General features: G+C 68.6%; 23 protein-coding genes. 17 read left to right on the top strand and 6 right to left on the bottom strand.

The genetic code is table 11. From position 1 onward, the window contains the following. Window positions 1-37: 37 nt before the first annotated feature. Window positions 38-1,819, bottom strand: coding sequence for a potassium/proton antiporter (locus tag ACOCMH_RS28590; RefSeq protein ID WP_427310673.1), 1,782 nt, complete (start codon window positions 1,817-1,819; stop codon window positions 38-40). Between the two features lie 378 nt (window positions 1,820-2,197). On the opposite strand from ACOCMH_RS28590, the gene ACOCMH_RS28595 reads away from it, so the two are divergent. Next, on the top strand, window positions 2,198-2,659 hold the full coding sequence (locus tag ACOCMH_RS28595) for a tripartite tricarboxylate transporter TctB family protein (protein WP_171516037.1): 462 nt from the start codon (window positions 2,198-2,200) through the stop codon (window positions 2,657-2,659). Window positions 2,660-2,672: 13 nt separating this feature from the next. Next, the gene (locus ACOCMH_RS28600) at window positions 2,673-4,175 is read left to right on the top strand and encodes a tripartite tricarboxylate transporter permease (RefSeq protein WP_427310675.1); all 1,503 of its coding nucleotides are present in this window, start codon (window positions 2,673-2,675) and stop codon (window positions 4,173-4,175) included. Between the two features lie 89 nt (window positions 4,176-4,264). Here the strand turns inward: ACOCMH_RS28600 and ACOCMH_RS28605 are convergent, their stop codons facing one another. After that, window positions 4,265-5,149, bottom strand: coding sequence for a LysR substrate-binding domain-containing protein (locus ACOCMH_RS28605; protein WP_427310677.1), 885 nt, complete (start codon window positions 5,147-5,149; stop codon window positions 4,265-4,267). A gap of 162 nt (window positions 5,150-5,311) precedes the next feature. Between ACOCMH_RS28605 and ACOCMH_RS28610 the strand changes: the two genes are divergently transcribed. The 4 genes from ACOCMH_RS28610 (at window position 5,312) to ACOCMH_RS28625 (ending at window position 9,819) form a co-directional block, all read left to right on the top strand. Then, complete coding sequence (locus ACOCMH_RS28610; RefSeq protein WP_427310679.1) at window positions 5,312-6,289, top strand: Bug family tripartite tricarboxylate transporter substrate binding protein; 978 nt, start codon at window positions 5,312-5,314, stop codon at window positions 6,287-6,289. Window positions 6,290-6,323: 34 nt separating this feature from the next. After that, window positions 6,324-7,949 (top strand): gamma-glutamyltransferase, encoded by a 1,626-nt coding sequence (gene ggt / locus ACOCMH_RS28615; RefSeq protein ID WP_427310681.1) that lies wholly within the window; start codon window positions 6,324-6,326, stop codon window positions 7,947-7,949. Window positions 7,950-8,282: 333 nt separating this feature from the next. Beyond that, window positions 8,283-9,143, top strand: coding sequence for a PhzF family phenazine biosynthesis protein (locus ACOCMH_RS28620; protein WP_427310683.1), 861 nt, complete (start codon window positions 8,283-8,285; stop codon window positions 9,141-9,143). Window positions 9,144-9,201: 58 nt separating this feature from the next. Continuing rightward, a complete protein-coding gene (locus ACOCMH_RS28625) occupies window positions 9,202-9,819 on the top strand; it encodes a pyridoxamine 5'-phosphate oxidase family protein (protein ID WP_427310685.1) in 618 nt (205 codons plus the stop codon). On the opposite strand, the gene ACOCMH_RS28630 is transcribed toward ACOCMH_RS28625, so the two are convergent. Beyond that, window positions 9,816-11,252 (bottom strand): CoA transferase, encoded by a 1,437-nt coding sequence (locus ACOCMH_RS28630; RefSeq protein WP_427310687.1) that lies wholly within the window; start codon window positions 11,250-11,252, stop codon window positions 9,816-9,818. The genes ACOCMH_RS28625 and ACOCMH_RS28630 overlap by 4 nt on opposite strands. Before the next feature lie 245 nt (window positions 11,253-11,497). Between ACOCMH_RS28630 and ACOCMH_RS28635 the strand changes: the two genes are divergently transcribed. The 7 genes from ACOCMH_RS28635 to ACOCMH_RS28665 all read left to right on the top strand — a co-directional run bounded on the left by ACOCMH_RS28635 (window position 11,498) and on the right by ACOCMH_RS28665 (window position 16,025). Continuing rightward, complete coding sequence (locus ACOCMH_RS28635) at window positions 11,498-13,255, top strand: glutamine--tRNA ligase/YqeY domain fusion protein (protein WP_427310689.1); 1,758 nt, start codon at window positions 11,498-11,500, stop codon at window positions 13,253-13,255. Next, complete coding sequence (locus ACOCMH_RS28640) at window positions 13,255-13,497, top strand: RNA-binding S4 domain-containing protein (protein ID WP_427310691.1); 243 nt, start codon at window positions 13,255-13,257, stop codon at window positions 13,495-13,497. The genes ACOCMH_RS28635 and ACOCMH_RS28640 overlap by 1 nt, the downstream gene beginning before the upstream one ends. Window positions 13,498-13,560: 63 nt before the next feature. Continuing rightward, a complete protein-coding gene (locus tag ACOCMH_RS28645) occupies window positions 13,561-13,944 on the top strand; it encodes an MAPEG family protein (RefSeq protein WP_427310693.1) in 384 nt (127 codons plus the stop codon). A 5-nt stretch (window positions 13,945-13,949) separates the two neighbouring features. Continuing rightward, the gene (locus ACOCMH_RS28650) at window positions 13,950-14,537 is read left to right on the top strand and encodes a YceI family protein (protein WP_427310695.1); all 588 of its coding nucleotides are present in this window, start codon (window positions 13,950-13,952) and stop codon (window positions 14,535-14,537) included. 112 nt (window positions 14,538-14,649) lie between these two features. Then, window positions 14,650-14,958 (top strand): hypothetical protein, encoded by a 309-nt coding sequence (locus ACOCMH_RS28655; protein ID WP_427310697.1) that lies wholly within the window; start codon window positions 14,650-14,652, stop codon window positions 14,956-14,958. A gap of 111 nt (window positions 14,959-15,069) precedes the next feature. Next, window positions 15,070-15,618: a YaeQ family protein gene (locus ACOCMH_RS28660; protein WP_427310699.1), complete on the top strand. Its 549-nt coding sequence runs from the start codon at window positions 15,070-15,072 to the stop codon at window positions 15,616-15,618. 59 nt (window positions 15,619-15,677) lie between these two features. Further along, window positions 15,678-16,025, top strand: coding sequence for an FKBP-type peptidyl-prolyl cis-trans isomerase (locus ACOCMH_RS28665; protein WP_010813699.1), 348 nt, complete (start codon window positions 15,678-15,680; stop codon window positions 16,023-16,025). Window positions 16,026-16,106: 81 nt separating this feature from the next. Here ACOCMH_RS28665 and ACOCMH_RS28670 read toward each other — a convergent pair whose 3' ends face one another. Next, entirely contained in the window at window positions 16,107-16,427 is a 321-nt protein-coding gene (locus ACOCMH_RS28670; RefSeq protein WP_171516049.1) for a hypothetical protein, read from the bottom strand. A gap of 255 nt (window positions 16,428-16,682) precedes the next feature. Here ACOCMH_RS28670 and ACOCMH_RS28675 point away from each other — a divergent pair, with 255 nt between their 5' ends. Then, window positions 16,683-17,411, top strand: coding sequence for a gamma-glutamylcyclotransferase (locus ACOCMH_RS28675; protein WP_427310701.1), 729 nt, complete (start codon window positions 16,683-16,685; stop codon window positions 17,409-17,411). Between the two features lie 17 nt (window positions 17,412-17,428). Beyond that, window positions 17,429-18,229: an ankyrin repeat domain-containing protein gene (locus ACOCMH_RS28680; protein WP_427310703.1), complete on the top strand. Its 801-nt coding sequence runs from the start codon at window positions 17,429-17,431 to the stop codon at window positions 18,227-18,229. 71 nt (window positions 18,230-18,300) lie between these two features. On the opposite strand, the gene ACOCMH_RS28685 is transcribed toward ACOCMH_RS28680, so the two are convergent. Continuing rightward, entirely contained in the window at window positions 18,301-20,016 is a 1,716-nt protein-coding gene (locus ACOCMH_RS28685) for a long-chain fatty acid--CoA ligase (protein WP_427310705.1), read from the bottom strand. Window positions 20,017-20,211: 195 nt separating this feature from the next. Here ACOCMH_RS28685 and trxA point away from each other — a divergent pair, with 195 nt between their 5' ends. Further along, window positions 20,212-21,057, top strand: coding sequence for a thioredoxin (gene trxA, locus ACOCMH_RS28690; RefSeq protein WP_427310707.1), 846 nt, complete (start codon window positions 20,212-20,214; stop codon window positions 21,055-21,057). Between the two features lie 17 nt (window positions 21,058-21,074). Next, window positions 21,075-21,452, top strand: coding sequence for a cupin domain-containing protein (locus ACOCMH_RS28695; RefSeq protein ID WP_427310709.1), 378 nt, complete (start codon window positions 21,075-21,077; stop codon window positions 21,450-21,452). Between the two features lie 27 nt (window positions 21,453-21,479). Here ACOCMH_RS28695 and ACOCMH_RS28700 read toward each other — a convergent pair whose 3' ends face one another. Next, window positions 21,480-21,920 (bottom strand): bacteriohemerythrin, encoded by a 441-nt coding sequence (locus ACOCMH_RS28700; RefSeq protein WP_427310711.1) that lies wholly within the window; start codon window positions 21,918-21,920, stop codon window positions 21,480-21,482. Window positions 21,921-22,001: the final 81 nt, after the last annotated feature.

Here is a 22,001-nt window from a genome sequence, read left to right on the forward strand (position 1 = left end):
CTCCCGCAACCGGCAGCGGGGCGCAAACCGGCGCGGATCAAACGCGCTCGCGGCGCGCTTCCTCCCGGCGCCGCCGCACCCACAACTTCCCGCCCGAATCCCCCTCCAGCCGCGGCAGCAGCAGTCCCACCTGCAGGATCTGCGCGCCTTCCATGCGCGTCACCGTCAGAGGCAGGCCGGCGATCTCGACGCTGTCGCCCTCCACCGGCGGCGACGTGAACACCCGCTGCATCGCGCTTTCCAGCGTCAAGGGCGCCTCCTCCGGGGTCAGCTCGCGCGTGCCGTAGAGCGCGGCCACGTCGCGCAGCGGCGCGTCGCCCGACAGCAGGAAATCGTGCGAGGCCTGTTCCCAGGTGGGCGCCCGGCCCGGCGTCTGGAACAACGCCGACAGCACCGCCAAGGAGGTGGTCGGCCCCAGCACGCAGACCGTGTCGCCTGCGCGCAATACGGTCTGGCCGGGGTCGGCCAGCGCGTCGTCGCGCGCCACCGTCATCAGCCGGCAGCGCGGCGGCAGTTCCAGCTGGTCGGCGCGCACGTTCTCGACCGGCGCATTGGGGCCGACCTCGAACTGCATCACCTCCAGGATCGGTGCGCGCGTGCCGCGCAGGCGCGAACGCGCCAGCGGCTCGGGGTAGCCGGGGCGCAGCACACGCGCCAGCCGTGCCGCCACCGACACGGTGGTGCCCTGGAACAGCAGGCTGGCCAGCACCACCGCAAAGGCAATGCGGAACAGCAGGCCTGACTGCGGCACCTCGCGCAGCAGCGGGAACAGCGCCAGCACGATCGGCACCGCGCCGCGCAGGCCCATCCAGGCGATAAAGCCGGTCTCGCGCGCGTTGAAGCGGAACGGCAGCAGCGCCAGCCACACCGCCACCGGCCGCGCCACCAGCATCAGGAACGCTGCCACCGCCACCCCGGGGCCGGCGACTTCCCAGATCCGGTGCGGCGCCACCAGCAGCCCCAGCAACAGAAACATGGCCGACTGCGCCAGCCACGCCATGCCGTCCATGGCGCGCATGGTGTCCGCGGTGACGGCGCGCTCGCGGTTGCCGATCAGCATGCCGGTCAGGTACACCGCCAGGAAGCCGCTGCCCCCGGCGGTCTGCACGATCGCAAACACCATCGCGCCGCCCGAGCACAGCAGGATCGACTGCAGCCCCTCGGCCACCCGCGTGCGCTCCAGCACATTGGCCAGGCAATAGCCGAGCGCCAGGCCCAGCACGCCACCCACGCCGAACTGCACCAGCAGGCGCAGCACCAGCCCCAGCGGCGTCAGGCCGCCGGGCGCGGTCAGCCATTCGATCAGCGTCAGCGTCAGGAAGATGGCCATCGGGTCGTTGATGCCGGATTCGATCTCGAGCACGCTGGCGACCCGGTCCTTGAGCCGGATGCCGCTGCTATTGAGCGTCGAGAACACCGCGGCGGCATCGGTCGAGCCGACGATGGCGCCCAGCAGCAGCCCCAGCCGCCAGTCGATGCCGAGCAGCCAGGCGGCGAATATCCCCACCAGCGCGGCGGTCACCAGCACCCCGACCGTGGCCAGCGACAGCGAAGGCTTGAGCGCCACGCGGAAGGTAGCCAGGCGCGTGCGCAGCCCGCCGTCGAGCAGGATGATGGCCAGCGCCAGGTTGCCCACCAGGAAGCTGAGCCAGGTATCGGAAAAGCGGATGCCGCCCGGGCCGTCCACGCCGGCCAGCATGCCCACCGCCAGGAACACCAGCAGGAACGGCACGCCGAAGCGCGCCGAGAACGCGCCCAGCACGATGCCCAGCGACATCACGACGGCGCCAAGCAGGATGACATGGTCGATGCTTTCCAAACCGCTCCTTGTGTGGCCTCGGAATTCGCTTGCGGAAGCTTTCGTTCTCGGAAGCTTTCGGAACCTTTCAGGCCCCTTGGGCCGCGGCGGTCGCTGCCGCGCGCAAGACGGTTCCCGATGATAGCGCACGGCCCCGGGCTGCTACCCGCCAGCCCGCTTGCAGCCTGGCACAGCGGCACTTTTAAGCGCACTCTCACTAGGGGATACCCGAACCATGACCCCATTTGCAGACATCTGAAAGGTAGCTGAAAGGTCGCACCCTTACCTTCCACCCTGCCCGCCGGAAGGCCTTCGGAAAACGCCGTAATGTTGCTCCGCAACAGAGGCAACAAAGGGGCCTGCCGCAGATTTCAAGCTGTCTTATCGAGGAGATTCACTTTGCGCATACGTAGCCAAAAGGACTTTGCCTCCGGCCTGATGTTCATCCTGGTCGGATTCGGCTTTTCCTGGGTCGCACGCGGTTATTCCATGGGAACCGCCGCAAAAATGGGACCGGGATACTTCCCGTTCTGGCTCGGCATCGTGCTCGCCCTGCTGGGCGCGCTGGTGCTGTTTGGCTCGCTGTCTTCCAAAGCGGAAGAAGACAGCCTGGCCCGCTGGGACATCAAGACGCTGCTGTGGATCCTCGGTTCGGTGGTCCTGTTCGGCCTGCTGCTCAAGCCGCTGGGCATGGTGCTGTCGGTGCTGGTGCTGGTGCTGGTGTCGTCGATGGCCAGCCATGAATTCAGCTGGAAGGGTGCCATCCTGAACTCGATCATCCTGGTGCTGATCAGCCTGGGCGCGTTCGTGTACGGCATCAACCTGCAGATGCCGGTGTGGCCGGCTTTCCTGGCAAGCTAAGGAGGCCGCCAACATGGAACTACTCGCCAACCTGGGCCTGGGCTTCTCCACCGCCCTGACCTTCCAGAACCTCGCGTACGCCTTCCTCGGCTGCGTGCTGGGTACCCTGATCGGCGTGCTGCCGGGCCTGGGGCCGCTGGCCACCATCGCCATGCTGCTGCCGGTGACCTACACGCTGCCGCCGGTCGCCGCGCTGATCATGCTTGCCGGTATCTACTACGGCGCCCAGTACGGCGGCTCGACCACCGCCATCCTGGTGAACCTGCCCGGTGAATCGTCGTCGGTGGTGACCACCATCGATGGCTACCAGATGGCAAGACGAGGGCGAGCGGGGGTGGCGCTGGCGACAGCGGGCCTGGGCTCGTTCTTCGCCGGCTGCGTCGCCACCATGATCCTGGCCGCGTTTGCCGCGCCGCTGTCGGAACTCGCGTTCAAGTTCGGTCCCGCCGAGTACTTCTCGCTGATGGTGCTGGGCCTGATCGGCGCCGTGGTGCTGGCTTCGGGTTCGCTGGTCAAGGCCATCGCCATGATCGTGCTGGGCCTGCTGCTGGGCCTGGTCGGCACCGACGTGAACTCGGGCGCCGCGCGCTTCTCGTTCGACGTCCCGGAACTGACCGACGGCCTGAACTTCGTCTCGGTGGCAATGGGTGTGTTCGGCTTTGCTGAAATCATCGCCAACCTGGAGCAGAAGGAACACCGCGAGACCTTCACCGACCACATCACCAACCTGTTCCCAACCAAGGAAGACTTCAAGCGCATGATCCCCGCGGTGCTGCGTGGCACCCTGCTGGGCTCGGCGCTGGGCATCCTGCCGGGCGGCGGCGCGTCGCTGGCCTCGTTTGCTGCGTATTCGCTGGAGAAGAAGACCTCCAAGTATTCGCATGAATTCGGCAAGGGCGCGATCGAAGGCGTGGCGGGTCCGGAGTCGGCCAACAACGCGGCCTCGCAGACCTCGTTCATCCCGCTGCTGACGCTGGGCATTCCGCCCAATGCGGTGATGGCGCTGATGGTCGGTGCCATGACCATCCACAACATCCAGCCCGGCCCGCAGGTGATGACCAGCAACCCGGCGCTGTTCTGGGGCCTGATCGCCTCGATGTGGATCGGCAACCTGATGCTGGTGGTGCTGAACCTGCCGCTGATCGGCATCTGGGTGAAGCTGCTGAAGGTGCCCTACCGCTACCTGTACCCGGCCATCCTGACGTTCTGCTGCATCGGCGTGTACTCGGTCCAGAACACCACCTTCGACGTGTTCCAGACCGCGGCCTTCGGCGTGATCGGCTACCTGTTCATCAAGCTGCGCTGCGAACCGGCACCGCTGCTGCTCGGCTTCGTGCTGGGGCCGATGATGGAAGAGAACTTCCGCCGTTCGCTGCTGCTGTCGCGCGGTGACTTCAGCGTGTTCGTGACGCGGCCGCTGTCGATGGGCCTGCTGATCGCCGCCGCGGTGCTGGTGGTGATCGTGGCGCTGCCGTCGATCAAGGCCAAGCGCGAAGAAGCATTCCAGGAAGAATAAGCAGGAAATATCGCCGGCCTTGCGCCGGCAGGCAACCCGTACAAAGGGCACCGCAAGGTGCCCTTTTTTTCGTCCGGCGCCGGGACCAGTCAGGCCCCGAACAGTTCGCCGCAGGCCGCCCGCACTGCCGCCGTCACCTGGCCACGCCCGTGGTCGCGCCGCTCCAGCATGCCGATCTGGCGCTGCACCGGCTCGCCGTTGACCAGCAGGGGCAGCACGCGCAAGGCGTCGTCGTCGCGCCAGCGCGCGCGCCGCAGCAGCGGCACCACGGTCACCCCCACTTCCTGGCGCACCAACTCGACCAGCGCCTCGATCGCGTTCAATTCCAGGAATTCATTGACCTTCAGGTGCGCGCGGCGCAGCGCGCGCACCACCAGCACGCCGGTGCGCTGGCTGCGGTCGAAGCGCAGGTAGGGGTTGGCCGCCAGCGCCTCGCGTGCATCGCGGCCGGGGCTGCCGCGCGCGGCGATGGCCACCAGCGGCTCCTGGTACAGCGGCGTCCAGCGCAGCGTGCCCGGCACGCGCGCCGCGCCCTCCACCAGGATGGCAGCGTCGAGTTCGCCGGCCTCCACCTGCGCCGCCAGCTCGATCGACTTGGCCCCGACCAGCCGCACATCCAGCGCCGGATAGGTGCGCTTCATGCGCGCCACCGCGTGCGACAGCCCGCCCATCACCGACACCACCGCGCCGACCGCGACCGCGCCCGCCATGGCTTCGGCCGACGCCAGCGGCAGCCGCATCTCTTCATACAGCGCCAGCAGCTTGCGCGCCTGCGGCAGCAGCGCGCGGCCGTCCGCATTGAGCACCGCCACGCGGCCATTGCGGTCGAACAGCGCGCGGCGCAGCTCGGTCTCCAGCGCGCGCATCTGCAGGCTGACCGCGGCCTGGGTCAGCGCCACCTGCCCCGCGGCGGCGGCAAACGAACCGTGCTCGGCCACGGCGACAAAGGTACGAAGAAAGCGGACAGTGCTCATGGTGCACCCACAGTAGGAAAAAGCGCCCGTTGGCAGGGCGCCGACACTTAAGGATTTCTTGTGACATTGGCAAGAAATATTAGCTTTCTTTGTGACCGGCGGCACGGAATAATGAAAGCCGATCATCAATCGGGGCCCTGCGCCTGCTATCCGGAGACACGTATGACATCCTGGCTGCGCCGCGTCGGCACCGGCCTTGGCATCGGCCTGTGCCTGGCCGCCACCACCGCCCTGGCCGACACCTACCCCAGCAAGCCGATCCGCCTGATCGTGCCCTTCCCCGCCAGCGGCGCAACCGACCTGCTGGCCCGCGCCATCGCGCAGAAGGTGGGCAGCAACCTGGGCCAGCAGATCGTGGTCGACAACCGCCCCGGCGCGGGCGGCGCGATCGGCTCCGACATGGCCGCCAAGGCCGCGCCCGACGGCTATACGCTGCTGATCGCGACCACCAGCACGCATTCGATCGGGCCGCATATCAACACCCGACTGCCGTACAACACCGAGACCGATTTCACGCCCGTGGGGCAGGTTGCGATCGCGACCAACCTGCTGGTGGTGCCCAACAGCCTGCCGGTTAAAAACGTACGCGAGCTGATCGACTACGCCAAGAAGCATCCCGGCGAGCTGAACTACGCCTCGAGCGGCAACGGCACCGTGGTGCACCTGACCGCCGAGGCCTTCAAGGCGCAGGCAGGCGTGTTCATCACCCACATCCCCTACCGGGGCACCGCGCTGGCCGTGCCGGACCTGATCTCGGGCAAGGTGCAGGTGCTGTTCGACAGCATCGTCTCGGGCCTGCCGCATGTGAAGGACGGCAAGCTGAAGGCGCTGGCGGTGACCAGCGCGAAGCGCTCGCCGCTGGCGCCAGAAATTCCCACCGCCAGCGAATCGGGCCTGCCGGGCTTCGTCTCCGATACCTGGTTCGGCATCTATGGTCCCAAGGGCCTGCCGGCCGATATCGTCAACCGCCTCAATGCCGAGTTCAACAAGGCCATCCAGTCGCCCGAGGTCAGGGAACGGCTGGGCAAGCTGGGGGCCGAACCGGTTGGCGGCACGCCCGCCCAGTTCGCCGCCATGGTGAAGCAGGACAGCGCGCGCTGGGGCAAGCTGATCAAGGATCGCAAGATCACGGCAGAATAAGCGCCACAGGCGCACCGAACACAAAGGACACCCCATGCAGAACTTCAACTGGACCAACCCCTATCCGTCCGTGCGCATTCCGCTGTTTGCGCGCAACGTGGTGTCGACCTCGCACCCGCTGGCCGCGCAGGCCGGCCTGCGCATGCTGCTCAAGGGCGGCAATGCCGTCGACGCCGCCATCGCCGCGGCCGCCGCGATCACCATCGTCGAGCCGGTGTCGTGCGGCCTGGGCAGCGATGCCTTTGCCATCCTGTGGGACGGCAAGTCCCTGCACGGCCTGAACTCGTCGGGCGTGGCGCCGGCCGCATGGAGCCCGGAATACTTCAAGGCAAAATATGGCACCGACGCGAACGGCCTCGCCAACCGGCCGGTCCGCGGCTGGGATTCGGTCACCGTCCCCGGCGTGGTCGCCGGCTGGGCCGCGCTGCATGAGCGCTTCGGCAAGCTGCCGTTCGCCGACCTGATGGAGCCGGCGATCGAGATCGCCGAGCGCGGCTATGCCGTGCCGCCGGTGGTGGCGCACAAGTGGGCCGCCGCCGTGCCGGAACTGAAGGACCAGCCCGGCTACGCCGAGACCTTCATGCCCAACGGCCGCGCCCCGGCAGTCGGCGAGAAGTTCACCATGAAGGACGCCGCCGAGACCCTGCGCCAGATCGGCGCCACGCGTGGCCGCGCGTACTACGAAGGCGCGATCGCCGAGAAGATCGCCGCCTTCAGCCAGCAGTGCGGCGGCGCGATGACGCTCGACGACCTGCGCAACTACCGTCCCGACTGGGTCAAGCCGATCAGCAAGTCCTACCGCGGCTATGAACTGCACGAGATCCCGCCCAATGGCCAGGGCATCGCCGCGCTGATCGCGCTGGGCATCCTCGACCAGTTCGACCTGGCCTCGATCCCGGTGGATTCGGTCGATTCGCAGCACCTGCAGATCGAGGCGATGAAGCTGGCCTTCGCCGATCTCTACCAGTACGTGGCCGACCCGCGCAGCATGGCGGTCACGCCCGAGCAGATGCTGGACGACGCCTACCTGAAGTCACGGGCGAAGCTGATCGACATGCAGCACGCCACCCATTTCAATTTCGGCATGCCCAAGGTCGGCGGCACCATCTACCTGACCGCGGCGGACGAGAACGGCATGATGATCTCGTTCATCCAGTCCAACTACATGGGCTTCGGCTCCGGCGTGGTGGTGCCGGGCACCGGCATCAGCCTGCAGAACCGCGGCGTGGGCTTCTCGATGGACCCCAGGTCCGCCAACGTGGTTGCCGGCGGCAAGCGGCCATTCCACACCATCATCCCGGCCTTCCTGACCAGGAACGGCGAGCCGGTGATGAGCTTCGGCGTGATGGGCGGCGACATGCAGCCGCAGGGCCATGTGCAGACCGTGGTGCGCATGCTCGACTACAACCAGCAGCCGCAGGCCGCCTGCTGCGCGCCGCGCTGGAAGGTCAACCGCGACTTCACGCTGGACGTCGAAGGCACCATGGACCCCGCCACGGTGGCGGGCCTGAAGGCGCGCGGCCACCAGCTCAAGTCGGTGGACGATCCGTACATGGACTTCGGCTCCGGGCAATTCATCTGGCGCCTGTCGGATGATCCGGAACAGGGCTACGTCGCGGCCAGCGACAGCCGGCGCGACGGGCAGGCGGTGGGGTTCTGAAGCCTAAAAAAGGAACGCGGTTTTGGATGCACCAAAGCCGCCCGAGCTAGCCCAAGCAAGGTGTTCTCCCTCTCCCCTCATGGGGAGAGGGCCGGGGTGAGGGGTGGTCTGGCCAGGCGCCACATCAAGCGGAGCCACCGGTTTTCACCCCCGCCCCTCAGCCTTTGACGCCCCCGCCCTCACCCCCTGCCCTTCTCCCGCAAGCGGGAGAGGGGAGCAAACCGGCAGAAGCGGATACTCAACTGGCCCGCCCGCGATCGGCCCAAGTGTGCATGGCGTGTGCGCCCCCGCTCCGTACACTGGTGATCAACCAGCCTCCCAAGCCCGCGCGCCATGACCACCTACGCCTTTCGCCTGCTCAACGTCTTTGCCGAATCCACCTTCGGCGGCAATCCCCTGTGCGTGTTCGACGACGCGCGCGGCATGGACGACGCCACCATGCAGGCGCTGGCGCTGCAGTTCAACCTGTCGGAAACCACTTTTATCCTGCCGTCGGAACAGGCCAGCGCGCGCGTGCGCATCTTCACGCCGGGTTATGAGATGCGCTTCGCCGGCCATCCGACGCTGGGCACGGCGCACGTGGTGCGCGAACTGGCCGGCACCGGCGATGCGCTGACGCTGGAGTTCCTTGCGGGCGTGGTGCCCGTAACCGCGCAGGGCGATGTCTGGACCTTCACCGCGCCCCACCGCGGCAAGCCTAAGACTGCGCCGGCCGGCCTGCCCGACGCCGACATGGCCAGCCTGCTCGGCCTGCGGGATCACGACCTGCTGATGCCGCCGATGTGGGTCGATACCGGGGCCGACCAGCTGCTGGTGCCGGTGCGCAGCGCCGACGCCGTGCGCCGCGCCCATCCGGACAGCGCGCGGCTCGAGCTCTGGCCGCAAAGCAGCCTGGGCCGCAAGACCGCCTACGTCTTTGCCTTCGATCCCGAACAGCCCGGGCGCGTGCTGTCGCGTTACTTCTTCACCAAGCAGGGCGGCGGCGTGGCCGAGGACCCCGGCACCGGCTCGGCCTGCGCCAACCTGGGCGGCTGGCTGCTGGCCAGCGGCCATGCGCTGCCGGCCGCCTATGCGATCGAGCAGGGCGACGCCGTCGGCCGCCCCTGCCGGCTGCGCCTTGCCGTCGACGCCGACGGCGCGATCCGCGTGGGCGGGCGCGTGCTGGAGATCGGCCGGGGGACAGTGACGGTGTAAGCCCCCCGCTGCGCTTGTGCGCTACATTGACGTTTTCGCCCCCAACGCCCAGCCTGCCATGACCCCGCACGCCATCACCACGCTGGCCGAACTGGAAGCGCTCTACGCGCAACCGGCGGCGCCCTCGCTATCCAAGGAAGTCGATTACCTGCATCCGCATTACCGGGCCTTTATCGAGGCGGCGCCGTTCTGCCTGCTATCGACGGTGGGCCAGGACTGGGCCGAATGCTCGCCGCGCGGCGATGCGCCGGGCTTCGTGCAGGTGCTGGACCACCGCACGCTGCTGCTGCCGGACCGGCGCGGCAACAACCGCATCGACAGCCTGCGCAATATCGTCGCCGATCCGCGCGTGGGCCTGCTGTTCGTGATCCCCGGCATCAACGAGACCATCCGTGTCAACGGCACCGCGCAGATCAGCGTCGATCCCGCGCTGGTCGCGCGCTGCGTGGTCGAGGGCAAGGCCCCGACCACGGTACTGGTGATCACGGTGCAGGCGGTGTTCTTCCAATGCGCCCGCGCATTGATCCGCTCGCGCCTGTGGGACGCGCAGGCGCAGGTCGCGCGGCAGACGCTGCCGAGCAACGGCGAGATCCTGGCCACGCTGAGCCAGAACGCCATCGACGGCGCCGCCTATGACCGCGAGCTGCCCGAGCGGCAGCGCAACACGCTCTACTAGCGCGGCAGCCACGCCGGCGCGTGGGTGCCGAGCGGCTCGGACGGAAGCGTCCAGCGCGCCGGCGTTGCCGACAGCCGCGCCGCATGGCGCACCACGGTCAGCATGCCGAAGCCCGACGGCACCGCCTCCAGCAAGTCCGCCACGTCGTCGATCTTCTGCTCGGGCGCCTTGAGCCCGTCGGGGACGCGCCCCAGCCCGCGCAGCCACTGCCCCACCTGCGCCAGCGACACGCGCACGTGCCAGCTGCCGCCTTCCACCGCGCGCCGGTGCAGCGCTGCCATCGCGCCGAACGCCAGCAGGTAGCCCGCGGCGTGATCCAGTACCTGGGCCGGCAATGGGCGCGGTGTGTCAGTGCCCGCCGCTTGCGCCTCGGCGGCGTTGAAGCCGGTGGCGGTCTGCACCAGCGAATCGAAGCCGCGCTTGGCCGACCATGGCCCGACATGGCCATAAGCGGTCAGCGACACATAGACGATGCCGGGACGGGCGCGCGCCGCGGCCTCAGGACCCACGCCAAGATCCGACAGGCCACCGGGGCGGTAGCCTTGCAGCAGCACGTCCGCGCCGTGCAGCAGCTTGTGCAGCGTGCGCTTGTCGTCGGAATCGCGCAGGTCCAGCTGGCAGCTGCGCTTGCCGCGGCCGGTGTCGATCACCAGCGGTGCGATCGAGGGCAGGTGCGGCGCGGTGACCAGCAGCACGTCGGCGCCATGCGCGGCCAGCGTGCGGCCCGCCACCGGGCCGGCGATGATGCGGGTGAAATCGAGCACGCGCACGCCCGACAACGGCTGCGCCTGCGCGGACACCGGCGCCGGCAGCGGCTGCGGCGGGGCGTCGCCGATCCGCTCCAGCGTTACCGGCGGCAGGCCGCGCAGCGCCGCGGCGTGCGGATGGCGGTCCCATTCGTCGAAGCTGCGCAGCGCGGCCACCACCAGGCCGGCGTCGGACGCCGCCGTTTCGAACGCCTCGGCCTCCCATTTTTCCAGCGCCGCCTGCACCGCCGTTTTGTCATAGGCGCATCCCAGCAGGCGCAGCACGCCGTCGCGGTGATGCGGGAAATTGGTGTGCAGGCGGACCCAGCGGCCGTCGCCGCAACGGTAGATGCCGGCGATCTGGTCCCACAGCTCGGGCGCCGGGCCGCCGTCGACGCGCAGGTAGCGCTCGCTGCGGAACTCGGTGATGGCGTGGCGCATGTCGACGCTGACCTCCTGCCAGGCGCCGCCGCGCGCTTGCCACAGCGTGGCAGCGGCCAGCGCCGATGCGGCCAGGCTGGCCTGCGCCGCGGTGCCCACGGCAAAGCTCGACGGCAGTACCGGTTCGGCACCGTCCAGGCGCAGGTGGGCCAGCGCCTCGGCCGGCAGGCCGGCATCGCGCCACAGCGCGGCAACGACATCGTGGGGCATGGGCGGCACTTGTGCCGCATCGGGGGAGGCGTTCATGGCGTTCCTGCTGCGATGGGTGACGCGCCGCCGTGGCTGGCCGGCACGGGCCTCCATGCTACTCCGACACATCACTTTCCGCTGCGTCCGACCGCGCGCGCAACGGGCAAGTCCACAAATGCGCCGATGCGCACGGCGTGCGGCGCCGCAGGCACGGTAAAATCCCGCTATTGGCATTCCGCCACGCAATCTGACGACCCGGCCCGACGCCTCCAGGCGCTTGCGGCCGGCCAACCGGCGCCATCATGAGCCACGACAACAAGCCTACCGACAGCACCCCCGCCGCCTCCAACTTCCTGCGCAGCATCATCGACCAGGATCTCGCCGCCGGCACCTACGCCGGCCGCCAGGACAAGGACGGCGAGCCGCTGCCGACCGTCATCACCCGCTTCCCGCCGGAGCCCAACGGCTATCTGCATATCGGCCATGCCAAGAGCATCTGCCTGAACTTCGGGCTCGCGCGCGACTACGGCGGCCGCTGCCACCTGCGCTTCGACGACACCAACCCGGTCAAGGAAGACACCGAATACGTCGATTCCATCATCGACGCGGTGCACTGGCTCGGCTTCTCCTGGGACAGCGCGGGCAAGGACGGCCAGAAGCAGCCGCACCTGTACTACGCCAGCGACTACTTCGACCAGCTCTACGCCTTTGCCGAAACCCTGATCGAGCGCGGCGCGGCCTATGTCGACAGCCAGTCGGCCGAGCAGATCGCCGCCACCCGCGGCAACTTCTCCGAGCTGGGCAAGCCGTCGCCGTACCGCGACCGTACTGTCGAGGAAAACCTGCAGCTGTTCCGCGACATGCGCGCCGGCAAGTACGCCGACGGCGAGCACGTGCTGCGCGCGAAGATCGACATGGCCGCGCCCAACATCGTTATGCGCGACCCGGTGCTCTACCGCATCCGCCACGCGCACCATCACCGCACCGGCGACAAGTGGTGCATCTACCCGATGTACGACTTCACGCACTGCATCTCGGACGCGCTGGAGAACATCACCCACTCGCTGTGCACGCTGGAGTTCGAGAACAACCGCCCGCTGTACGACTGGGTGCTGGAGCACCTGCGCGACAGCGGCGTGTTCCGCGACCCGCTGCCGCACCAGTATGAGTTCGCGCGGCTGAACCTGACCTACGCCATCACCAGCAAGCGCAAGCTCAAGCAACTGGTCGCCGAACAGCGTGTCGACGGCTGGGACGATCCGCGCATGCCCACGCTGGTGGGCGTGCGCCGCCGCGGCTACACCCCGGAATCGATCCAGCTGTTCTGCGACCGCGTCGGCGTGGCCAAGGCCGACAGCTGGATCGACATGAGCACGCTCGAAGGCTCGGTGCGCGACGACCTCGACGGCCGCGCCGCGCGTGGCGTGGCGGTGCTGGACCCGCTCAAGCTGATCCTCGACAACTACCCCGAAGGCCAGAGCGAGGAATGCTCGGCCCCGGTCCATCCGAAGAAGCCGGAACTGGGCAAGCGGGTGTTCCCGTTGTCGCGCGAGCTGTGGATCGAGCGCGAGGACTTCAACGAGACCCCGCCCAAGGGCTATTTCCGCCTGTTCCCGGGCAACAAGGTGCGGCTCAAGTACGGCTATGTGATCGAGTGCACCGGCGTGGACAAGGATGCCGACGGCAATGTGGTGGCCGTGCATGCCAGCTACCTGCCCGACACCAAGAGCGGCACGCCAGGCGCCGACAGCGTCAAGGTCAAGGGCGTGATCCACTGGGTCAGCGCGGCGCATGCGTATGAAGCCGAGGTGCGCCTGTACGACCGCCTGTTCAACGATCCCAATCCGGATGCCGGCGGCAAGAACTTCCTCGATGCGCTCAACCCGAACTCCAAGCAGGTGATCACCGCCTACCTGGAGCCGGGCCTGCGCGAAGCGCAGCCGGAAGACCGCTTCCAGTTCGAGCGCCATGGCTACTTTGTCGCCGACCGCAGCGATTCGACGCCGGGCAAGCCGGTGTTCAACCGCACCGTCGGCCTGAAAGACAGCTGGGGCAAGTGATGGCCAGACCTGGCAAGACAGCCGTGCAGACCATCACCTTCCCGCTCGAGGGCGAGTTCATCGCCCTCAATGACCTGCTCAAGCTGGCGGGCGTGTGCGACAGCGGCGGCGCCGGCAAGGCGCTGGTCGCCGCCGGCGAAGTGTCGGTGGACGGCGCGCCCGAATCGCGCAAGACTGCGAAGATCCGCGCCGGGCAGGTGGTGGGCCTGGCGGGCATCGAGATCCGCGTGGTCGCGGCCTGACCATGCGGTCCGGCCGGCGCAGCCCGTGTGGCGTGCGCCGGCACTGCAACCGAAAGGAAAACCATGCCGATCGCTTTCTGGTGCGTGCTGCTGGCCGGCATCCTGCCGCTGGCGACGGTGGCCATTGCCAAGGCCGGTGCGCCGGGCTTCGACAACCATGACCCGCGCGGCTGGCTGGATCGGCAATCCGGCCGCCCGCGCCGCGCCGACATGGCGCACCGCAACCATTTCGAGGCTTTTCCCTTCTTTGCCGCCGCGGTGCTGAGCGCCACCCACCTGCAGGCGCCGCAGGCCCGCATTGACGAACTGGCGCTGGCCTTTATCGCGGTACGCCTGCTCTACACCCTGTGCTACATCACCGACCGCGCCACGCTGCGCACGCTGTGCTGGACCATCGGCTACCTGACGGTGGTGGGGATCTTCCTGCTGCCGGTGTTTATCCCCTGAAACCCATGGCCCTGCGCGCGCTGGTTCTCCTGGCCGCCACCGGCATGGCCGGCGCCCATGCGGCTCCGGTCGAGTACATCCTCGATCCGGCCCATACCACCGTCTATTTTTCGGCCAGCCATTTCGAGCGCAGTTCGGTGCGCGGGCGCTTCGGCAAGATCGACGGGCGCCTGCTCTATGACGCGGACAGCGGCGCCGGCGCGCTCGACGTGACCGTCGACCTGGGCTCCGTCGATACCGGCAACCGCACGCTGGACGGCGTGCTGCGCTCGGCACAGTTCTTCGATATTGCCCAGCACCCGTTGGCGCGGCTGCGGGCGGACCGGTTCTCGATGGAAGCCGGCCGCCTTGCCGCCGTGGAGGGCGAGCTGACGCTGCACGGCGCGACCCGGCCCGTGCGCCTGGTGGCCGAGCGCTTCCGCTGCGGCGAGGTCACGCTGTTCGGGGTGCGCCGGCAGGTCTGCGGCGGCGACTTCCGCGCCGAAGTGCCGCGCAGTGCCTTTGGCATGACCCGCTTCCTGCCTGAGGTCGGCGACACCGTGACGCTGCAAGTGGCGGTCGAGGCATCGCCCGCCGAGAGCGCCCCGCGCTAACCCCGCGCTTACCCTACTCGTCACCTGCGGCACAAATTTCTCTTGTAGAATCAGCGCTTTGCCAAATTCCTGCCACGCCCGTCCGCGTGTGCGGCGACGCGAGACAGAGACCATGTTCGAGATTCATTCCGGCGACATCGTGGCCGCCGCGCTGGCGGCTGCGGGGGCCTGCCTGGCCTGCAGCATTCCGGGCGACTTCCTGCGCCGCTTCCCGCTGTGGGCCGTGCGTAGCTACGGGCGCGGCGCGCTGCTGATGCCGTTTTTGGCGATGATGGTCGCCACCTGGCTGTTCCGCCTCGGCCTGGCGGGCCAGCTCGATACCGCGCCGGGCCAGGCGCTGCTGGTGGCGGCGGCCTTCCTCGGCACCCTTCTGGTCTCGGCGCTGCTGCGCTTCTACCTGAAGGAATACCGCAAGCGCTGAGCCGCCGGCTTTGCATGGCGTGCTTTGAATCGCTCGCTTTGAATCGCGTATGATGCGGCCTTTTGCGTCGTACGCACCCCAGCCCGGGGCGCCTGCCGCTCACTTCACCTCATGGCGCTCAAATCCACCATCTTCAAGGCCGACCTGTCCGTCTCGGACATGGACCGCCCCTACTACGGCAGCCACAGCCTGACCATCGCCCAGCACCCGTCCGAGAACGATGCGCGCATGATGGTGCGCCTGCTGGCCTTTGCCTGCGAAGCCACTGAAACCCTGGCCTTCACCCGCGGCCTGGACGAGCCCGACGAGCCCGACCTGTGGGACAAGCGCCTGACCGGCGACATCGCCCATTGGGTCGAACTGGGCCAGCCCGACGAAGCCCGCCTGAAACGCGCCGCGTCCCGTGCCGAGCGCGTGACCGTCTACACCTACAACGCCGCCAGCGCGCGCGAATGGTGGAAGGGCATGGCGGGCAAGGCCGGCAAGCTGCGCAACGTCACCGTCTACAATGTCCCGGCAGAGGCCGTCGACGCGCTGGCCGCGCTGGCGCAGCGGGCCATGCGCCTGTCGGTGACCATCCAGGACGGCGATATCTGGGTGGCCGACGACGACCATAACGTGCAACTGACGCTGGATGTGCTCCAGCGCGCCCAAGCCTGAACGCAGCCGCGCTGCGTTCATCTCTCTTCACGTCTGTTCCCATCGGAAGGAAATACGCCATGCAAACCACGCCCTCTGGCCTGCAATACGAAGACACCACCGTCGGCGCCGGCGCCGAAGCCACCGCCGGCAAGCACGTCACCGTGCACTACACCGGCTGGCTGTACGAGAACGGCCAGGCTGGCCGCAAGTTCGATTCGAGCAAGGACCGCAACGACCCGTTCGTGTTCCCGCTGGGTGCCGGCCATGTGATTCGCGGCTGGGACGAGGGCGTGCAGGGCATGAAGGTGGGCGGCGTGCGCCGCCTGGTGATCCCGGCCGACCTGGGCTACGGCGCGCGCGGCGCCGGCGGCGTGATTCCGCCGAACGCCACGCTGCTGTTTGAAGTGGAACTGCTGGCGGTCTAAAACGGCGCGACGCTGCTCCCGTACGCGCGGGGGCAGCGTCCGGCCGAAGTCTTCAGTGCGGGCGCCCTGCGCCGGGGCGCCTCAGAAGCCGATGGCGGCGTTGCCGACATCGACGCGGACCTTGTCGCGGTCCAGCAGCCGCGCCGCATGGCGCGCATAATCCTGCGCCCAGGCAGCATCGCCGGAAAAGCGTGCTTCTCCCGAAAACTTGGCGACATTCAGGATCTTGTCGATCACCAGCACCTTGCCCACCGGGCTCGATGCCTGACAGTCCAGCTCCGTGTATTCCCGGTCGAACCAGCGCCAGGCGGCATCCTCGGTGACCGCGGCCAGCTCGTCCGTGCCGATCGTGAAGTCAAACGCCTTGCCGCTGCCGAACACCACCGTAAGCGTACGTGCCATCGCGGGTTCCCCCTGGTTGGATTGAGGTCCCATTGTAAGGACTCGGCGCTGCCAGCGGCGCGCATTTCGCGCCGGCCTGACCGCCGACAAAGGGCGGCGCAGCCCGGCCATGGCGCGTGGCAGCGGCGGCACACGGCCATGACCGTTGTCAGGCGCCCACACCTGCCCCGCTGACTCAGACATTTCCGAGCCAAACTGCCACTTGTGGCATTTCCCCTGCCCGCCCGGGACGCTGCTTTGATTTATGCTTGCAGCATGGCCATCACGCGACAGGACCTCGAATCCGACCGGCTGCGCACCTCGCTGTGCAGCACCCCGGTCGCGTCCTCGCTGTTGCCCGAGGCGGCGCTGGAACAGTCGCTGGCCGATACGCTGGCGCGTCGCCCCGACGATCCGGCGCTGGGCGGCGATGTCTGGGTTTTCGGCTACGGCTCGCTGATCTGGAACCCGATGGTGGTGCATACCGAGCGCCAGCGCGCCACGGTGCACGGCTATCACCGCGGCTTCTATCTCTATTCCCGCATCAATCGCGGCACGTGGGACAATCCCGGCCTGGTGCTGGGCCTGGACCGCGGCGGCTGCTGCCATGGCATGGTGTTCCGCGTGCCCAGCCACGTGGTCGAGCAGGAGTTCCGCGTGCTGTGGCGCCGCGAGATGCTGACCGGCGCCTACCATCCGCGCTGGCTGCGCCTGCGCGTCGGCGCGGCCGGCGCGCCCGAGCAGCGCGCGCTGGCCTTCGTCATGAACCGTTCCCACGAGGCCTACGCCGGCCGGCTGCCAGACGCCAGCGTGGTGGAACGGCTGCGCCATGCCGCCGGGCTTTACGGCCCGGCGCGCGAATACCTCCAGCAAACCCTGCTGGGGCTGGCCACCAACGGCGTCGACGATCCCTACCTCGGGCGGCTGTGGCGCCAGTTGCAGGCCGATGATGCCGCCGACGCCGAACGCGCCGCGCGGCTGGCCAGCCCTCACGAAACCGTCTGAGCCCAGGAGCTGCCGCCATGACGCGCCCCGCCGCCCGCACCCGCAGACAGGCACTCAATGAGTTGCTGGGCCTGGTGGGCTTGCTGATGGGCGGCGGCCTGCTGGCGGCGCAAGGCGGCCAGACGCTGGCGGCACGGCCCGCCAGCGGTGCCGCCAGCCAGCCCGCCACGCGCCCGGCGCACGGCACGGCCAACCACGCCTCGGCACGCCGCGATGCCATCGGCACCCTCGACCGCAACCTGATCACCGCCGCCAGCGCCGGCGACCAGGAACTGGTGGCGCGCCTGCTGGCTGCCGGCGCCTCGGCCCGCGCGGCCGATGAACGGGGCCGCAGCGCGCTGCTGGCGGCGGTGCAGAACCGCCGCACCGAGGTCGCGCGCACGCTGCTGCTGGCCGGCGCCGACGTCAACCTGAAGGATGCCGATGCCAACAGCCCGTTCCTGCTGGCCGCCGCCACCGGCCAGGCCGACGTGGTGCGGCTGGCGCTGGCGCATGGCGCCGACCTCGCCAGCACCGACCGCTACGACGGCACCGCGCTGATCGTCGCCAGCCAGCACGGCCATGTCGAAGTGGTGAAGCTGCTGCTGAAGGCCGGCATCGCCGTCGACCACGTCAACGACCTGGGCTGGACCGCCCTGCTCGAGGCGGTGATCCTCGGCGACGGCAGCGCGCGCTACGAGGATATCGTGCAGCTGCTGCTGGATGCGGGCGCGGACGCCAACCTGGCCGACCGCGAAGGCGTGACGCCCACGCGCCATGCGCGCGAGCGCGGCTACAAGACCATGGTGAAGATGCTGATGCGGGTGCGCGGGCACTGAGCACGGCACCGCGCGCATACAAAAAAAGGCTGGTCGCCCGACCAGCCTTTTTCACGCCCGCCTGCGCTGCCTCAGGCCGCCGGCGCCGCGCCTGTGGCAGGGTTGCGCGCGTTCTCGCTTTCCTGCAGATGGCGCCACATCACCTTGCCCGTGCCCGACTTGGGCAGCGCGTCGACGAACTCCACCACGCGCGGATACTTGTAGGCGGCCATGTTGTCCTTGGCCCATTCGATGATCTGCTCGGGCGTGGTCTTGCCTTTGGCATGGGCGCGCAGCACCACCACCGCCTTGACGGTTTCGCCGCGGTACGGGTCGCGCGTGCCGATGATGCAGGCCTCCTGCACGTCCGGGTGCTTGTACAGCAGGTTCTCCACCTCGGCCGGCCAGACTTTGAAGCCCGACGCGTTGATCATGCGCTTGAGGCGGTCGGTGATGAAGTAATAGCCCTCCTCGTCCATGCGGCCGAGGTCGCCGGTGCGGAAGAAGGTCTTGCCCTCGAACTTGATGAAGGCGTCGCGGGTGGCATCTTCCTTGCCCCAGTAGCCCTTGAATACCTGCGGACCGCTGACGATGATCTCGCCGATCTCGTTGGGCGGCAGCTCCTTCAGCGTGACCGGGTCGACCACGCGCGCGTCGGTGTTGAAAGTCGGCACGCCCAGGCACTGCAGCTTGGGCCGGTCTGACGGGTTGCTGTGGGTCGGTGCCATGGTCTCGGACAGGCCGTAGCCTTCCAGGTAGTTCAGCCCGAACTGCTCGCGCAGGCGCTCGGCCACCGCCTGCGGCATGGCCGCGCCGCCGCCGCCGATATAGCGCAGGCTCGACAGGTCGAATTCGGCCAGGTTGGGGCTGGCCAGGAAGTCGATCACCATGGTCGGGATATTGGTCCAGTGCGTGACCTGGTAGCGCGAGATCAGGCGCCCCGCCACTTCGCGGTCCCAGCGCGGCAGCATCACCACGGTGGCGCCGCTGTAGATCGGGCCGTTCATGCCGTATTGCATGCCGGTGACATGGAACAGCGGCAGCACCGACAGCACCACCGATTCCGCGCCCGAACCCGACCAGGTCGCGCCGCCGACAACGTTGTGCATCACCGAGCGGTGGGTATGGATGCAACCCTTGGGGAAGCCGGTGGTGCCCGAGGTGTACGGCATCACCGCCATGTCGTCGGGGCCGGCGGTATGCGGGCCGGGCTGCAGGCCAGCGCCCAGCGCGTCGGCCCATGCGGTGGCGCCGGCCGGCAACGGATGCGGCGTGGTCAGCCACGCCGGCGGCGCGTCTTCGGGATGTTCGTGGGCCGGCGGCAGCGCGTCGGCATATTGCGTCACCAGCAGGTGCTGCAGGCGCTCCGCCGGCGCCAGCTCGGCATGAGCCTGCTCGACCCCGGCGGCAAGGTCGGCGGTGAAGATCGCCACGCGCGCCTGGGCATCGGTGACGTAGTGCTTGAATTCCTCGGCGCGGTTCATCGGGTTGACCGGCACCACCACCGCGTCGGCGCGCAGGATGGCGTAGTAGCTGACGATGAACTGCGGGCAGTTCTGCATGTACAGCAGCACCCGGTCGCCCTTCTTAACGCCCGCCTTTTGCTGCAGCCAGCCCGCCAGCGCGGTGGCCTGGTCGTGCAGCGCGCGGAAGCTGGTGGCGTTTCCGAAATAGCGGATTGCGGCCTTGTCGGCATAGCGCAGCGCCGACACCTCCAGGTTGGCCCACAGCGACGTTTCCGGCAGCACGATGGCGGTCGGCAGGCGCTTTGGCCAGAACTGGAAATGCGGGCGGGCGGGGGTCGGCATGGATGGTCTCCTGTGCGGTCTCGCGGACCGGTGTTTCGGTATGGTCAAGGACTATAACCGAACGATCGTTCTATTTTCAACCGGGGACTTCCCGAACCAACGCGACCCGCCCATGGCAACGGGCGTTGCATTCGGCGCCTTCGCCCTCACAATAGGGGTATCGATTCCCCACCTTTCTCCCGTCCAGGACTCCCCATGAGCGACGTCACCCTGCAGAATTTCGAAACCGAAGTGATGGACGCCTCGCGCCAGGCCCCGGTGCTGGTCGATTTCTGGGCCCCGTGGTGCGGCCCCTGCCGCACGCTGGGCCCGATGCTGGAACGCCTGGAAGCCGAGGCGGACGGCCAGTGGAAGCTGGTCAAGGTCAATGTCGACGAGAACCAGGAGCTGGCCGCGCACTTCGGCGTGCGCAGCATTCCGCATGTGGTGGCGATTGCCGACGGCCAGGCGGTGGACCAGTTCGTCGGCGTGCTGCCGGAGTCGGGCCTGCGCGAGTTCCTGGGCCGGCTGGCGCCGGGCCAGGCCCCCTCGCCGCTGGCCGAGGCACAGGCACTGGCCGCCGCCGGCAACCGCGACGGCGCCGAGACCCTGTTCGCCGATGCGATCGCGGCCGATCCGGAATCCGACGTGGCGCGGCTGGCCTATATCGGCTTCCTGCTGGACGGCAACGCCATCGACCGGGCCACGGCCGAATTCGCCGCGCTGTCGCCGCGCGCCGAGCAGGAAGATGGCTACGGCGCGCTGCGCACCCGCATCGAAGCCATGGAGAATGCCGCCGGCCTGCCCGACGAGGCCACCCTGGCCGGCCGCATCGACAATGATCCGCGCGACCTCGCCGCGCGCAGGGACCTGGCGCGGCTGATGATCGCGCGCCAGCAATATGAGCCCGCGCTGGCGCAATTGCTGGAAATCGTGCGCGCCGACCGCGGCTTCGAGGACGATATCGGCCGCAAGACCATGCTGTCGGTGTTCGAGATGCTGGCCGACCAGCCGGAGGTGGTGTCGCGCTGGCGCCGGCAACTCAGCACGTCGCTGAACTGAGCGGGGAGCCGATCGCCATGTCTGCGCCCCGCCTGATCGATTTCAAGTCAGAGCCCGCCCCGAGCCACGACCGTCCGCGCGCCGACCGGCTGGTGTCGGGCAATCCGGACCGCACCACCTGGACCCACTACAGCGCGCAGCACGGCGATTTCGATTGCGGCATCTGGGCGTGCGAGCCGGGCACCTGGCGCATCGCCTTCCCGGTCGGCAAGGAAGAGTTCTTCCACGTGCTCAGCGGCCGCATCCGCATCAGCGACGACAGCGGCGAGGCCAGTGAATTCGGCCCCGGCGATGCCTGCGTGATACCGGGCGGTTTTACGGGGTTGTTCGAAGTGCTGGCCCCGGTGCGCAAATACTTCGTGGTGATCGACCGCGACGCGGCGCGCCCGGCCTGAGCGCTGCGCCCGCCGCGCCCGCCACGATCACGCCGCCGTGGCGGGGCCCTCGACCAGCGTGAAGCCGTGCTCGCGCATATGCTCCACCATCATCGCGTCCATCGACTTGACGTGATGGTCGAACCAGCCTGACAGCTCGGCCACCAGCCGGCGGCCAAGCTGGAACTCGGCGTCGCTGTGCACCTTGTCGCGCACCGCCACGGCGACCGCCAGCACCTGCTGGTGCTCGCCCGCGTGGCAATGGCGCGGCCCGAAGCCCATGGCCTCCATCCATTGCTCTTCCTGGGCGAAATGATGGCGGGTGTGGTCGATCCAGGCGTCCATCGCCGGCAGGAAAGCGTCATCGCTGGCGCCGGCCACCGCGGCCAGCAGCTGCACGAACTCGGCGTGGGTGGCATCGGTGACCGGTTCGCCCAGATGCAGGTGATCCGGCAGGCCGGCGGAGGAAAGCTGGTCTTTGGCGTCCATGGGAGGCGGCGGCAAGCGTGGGAGAAAAACGGCAAGGATACCCAATCAGCGCGGCCCGGGCCTGATCTGGCGCAAGCGAGG

This window comes from Cupriavidus sp. H39 (assembly GCF_050271075.1).
Classification (GTDB): Bacteria; Pseudomonadota; Gammaproteobacteria; order Burkholderiales; family Burkholderiaceae; genus Cupriavidus; species Cupriavidus necator_B.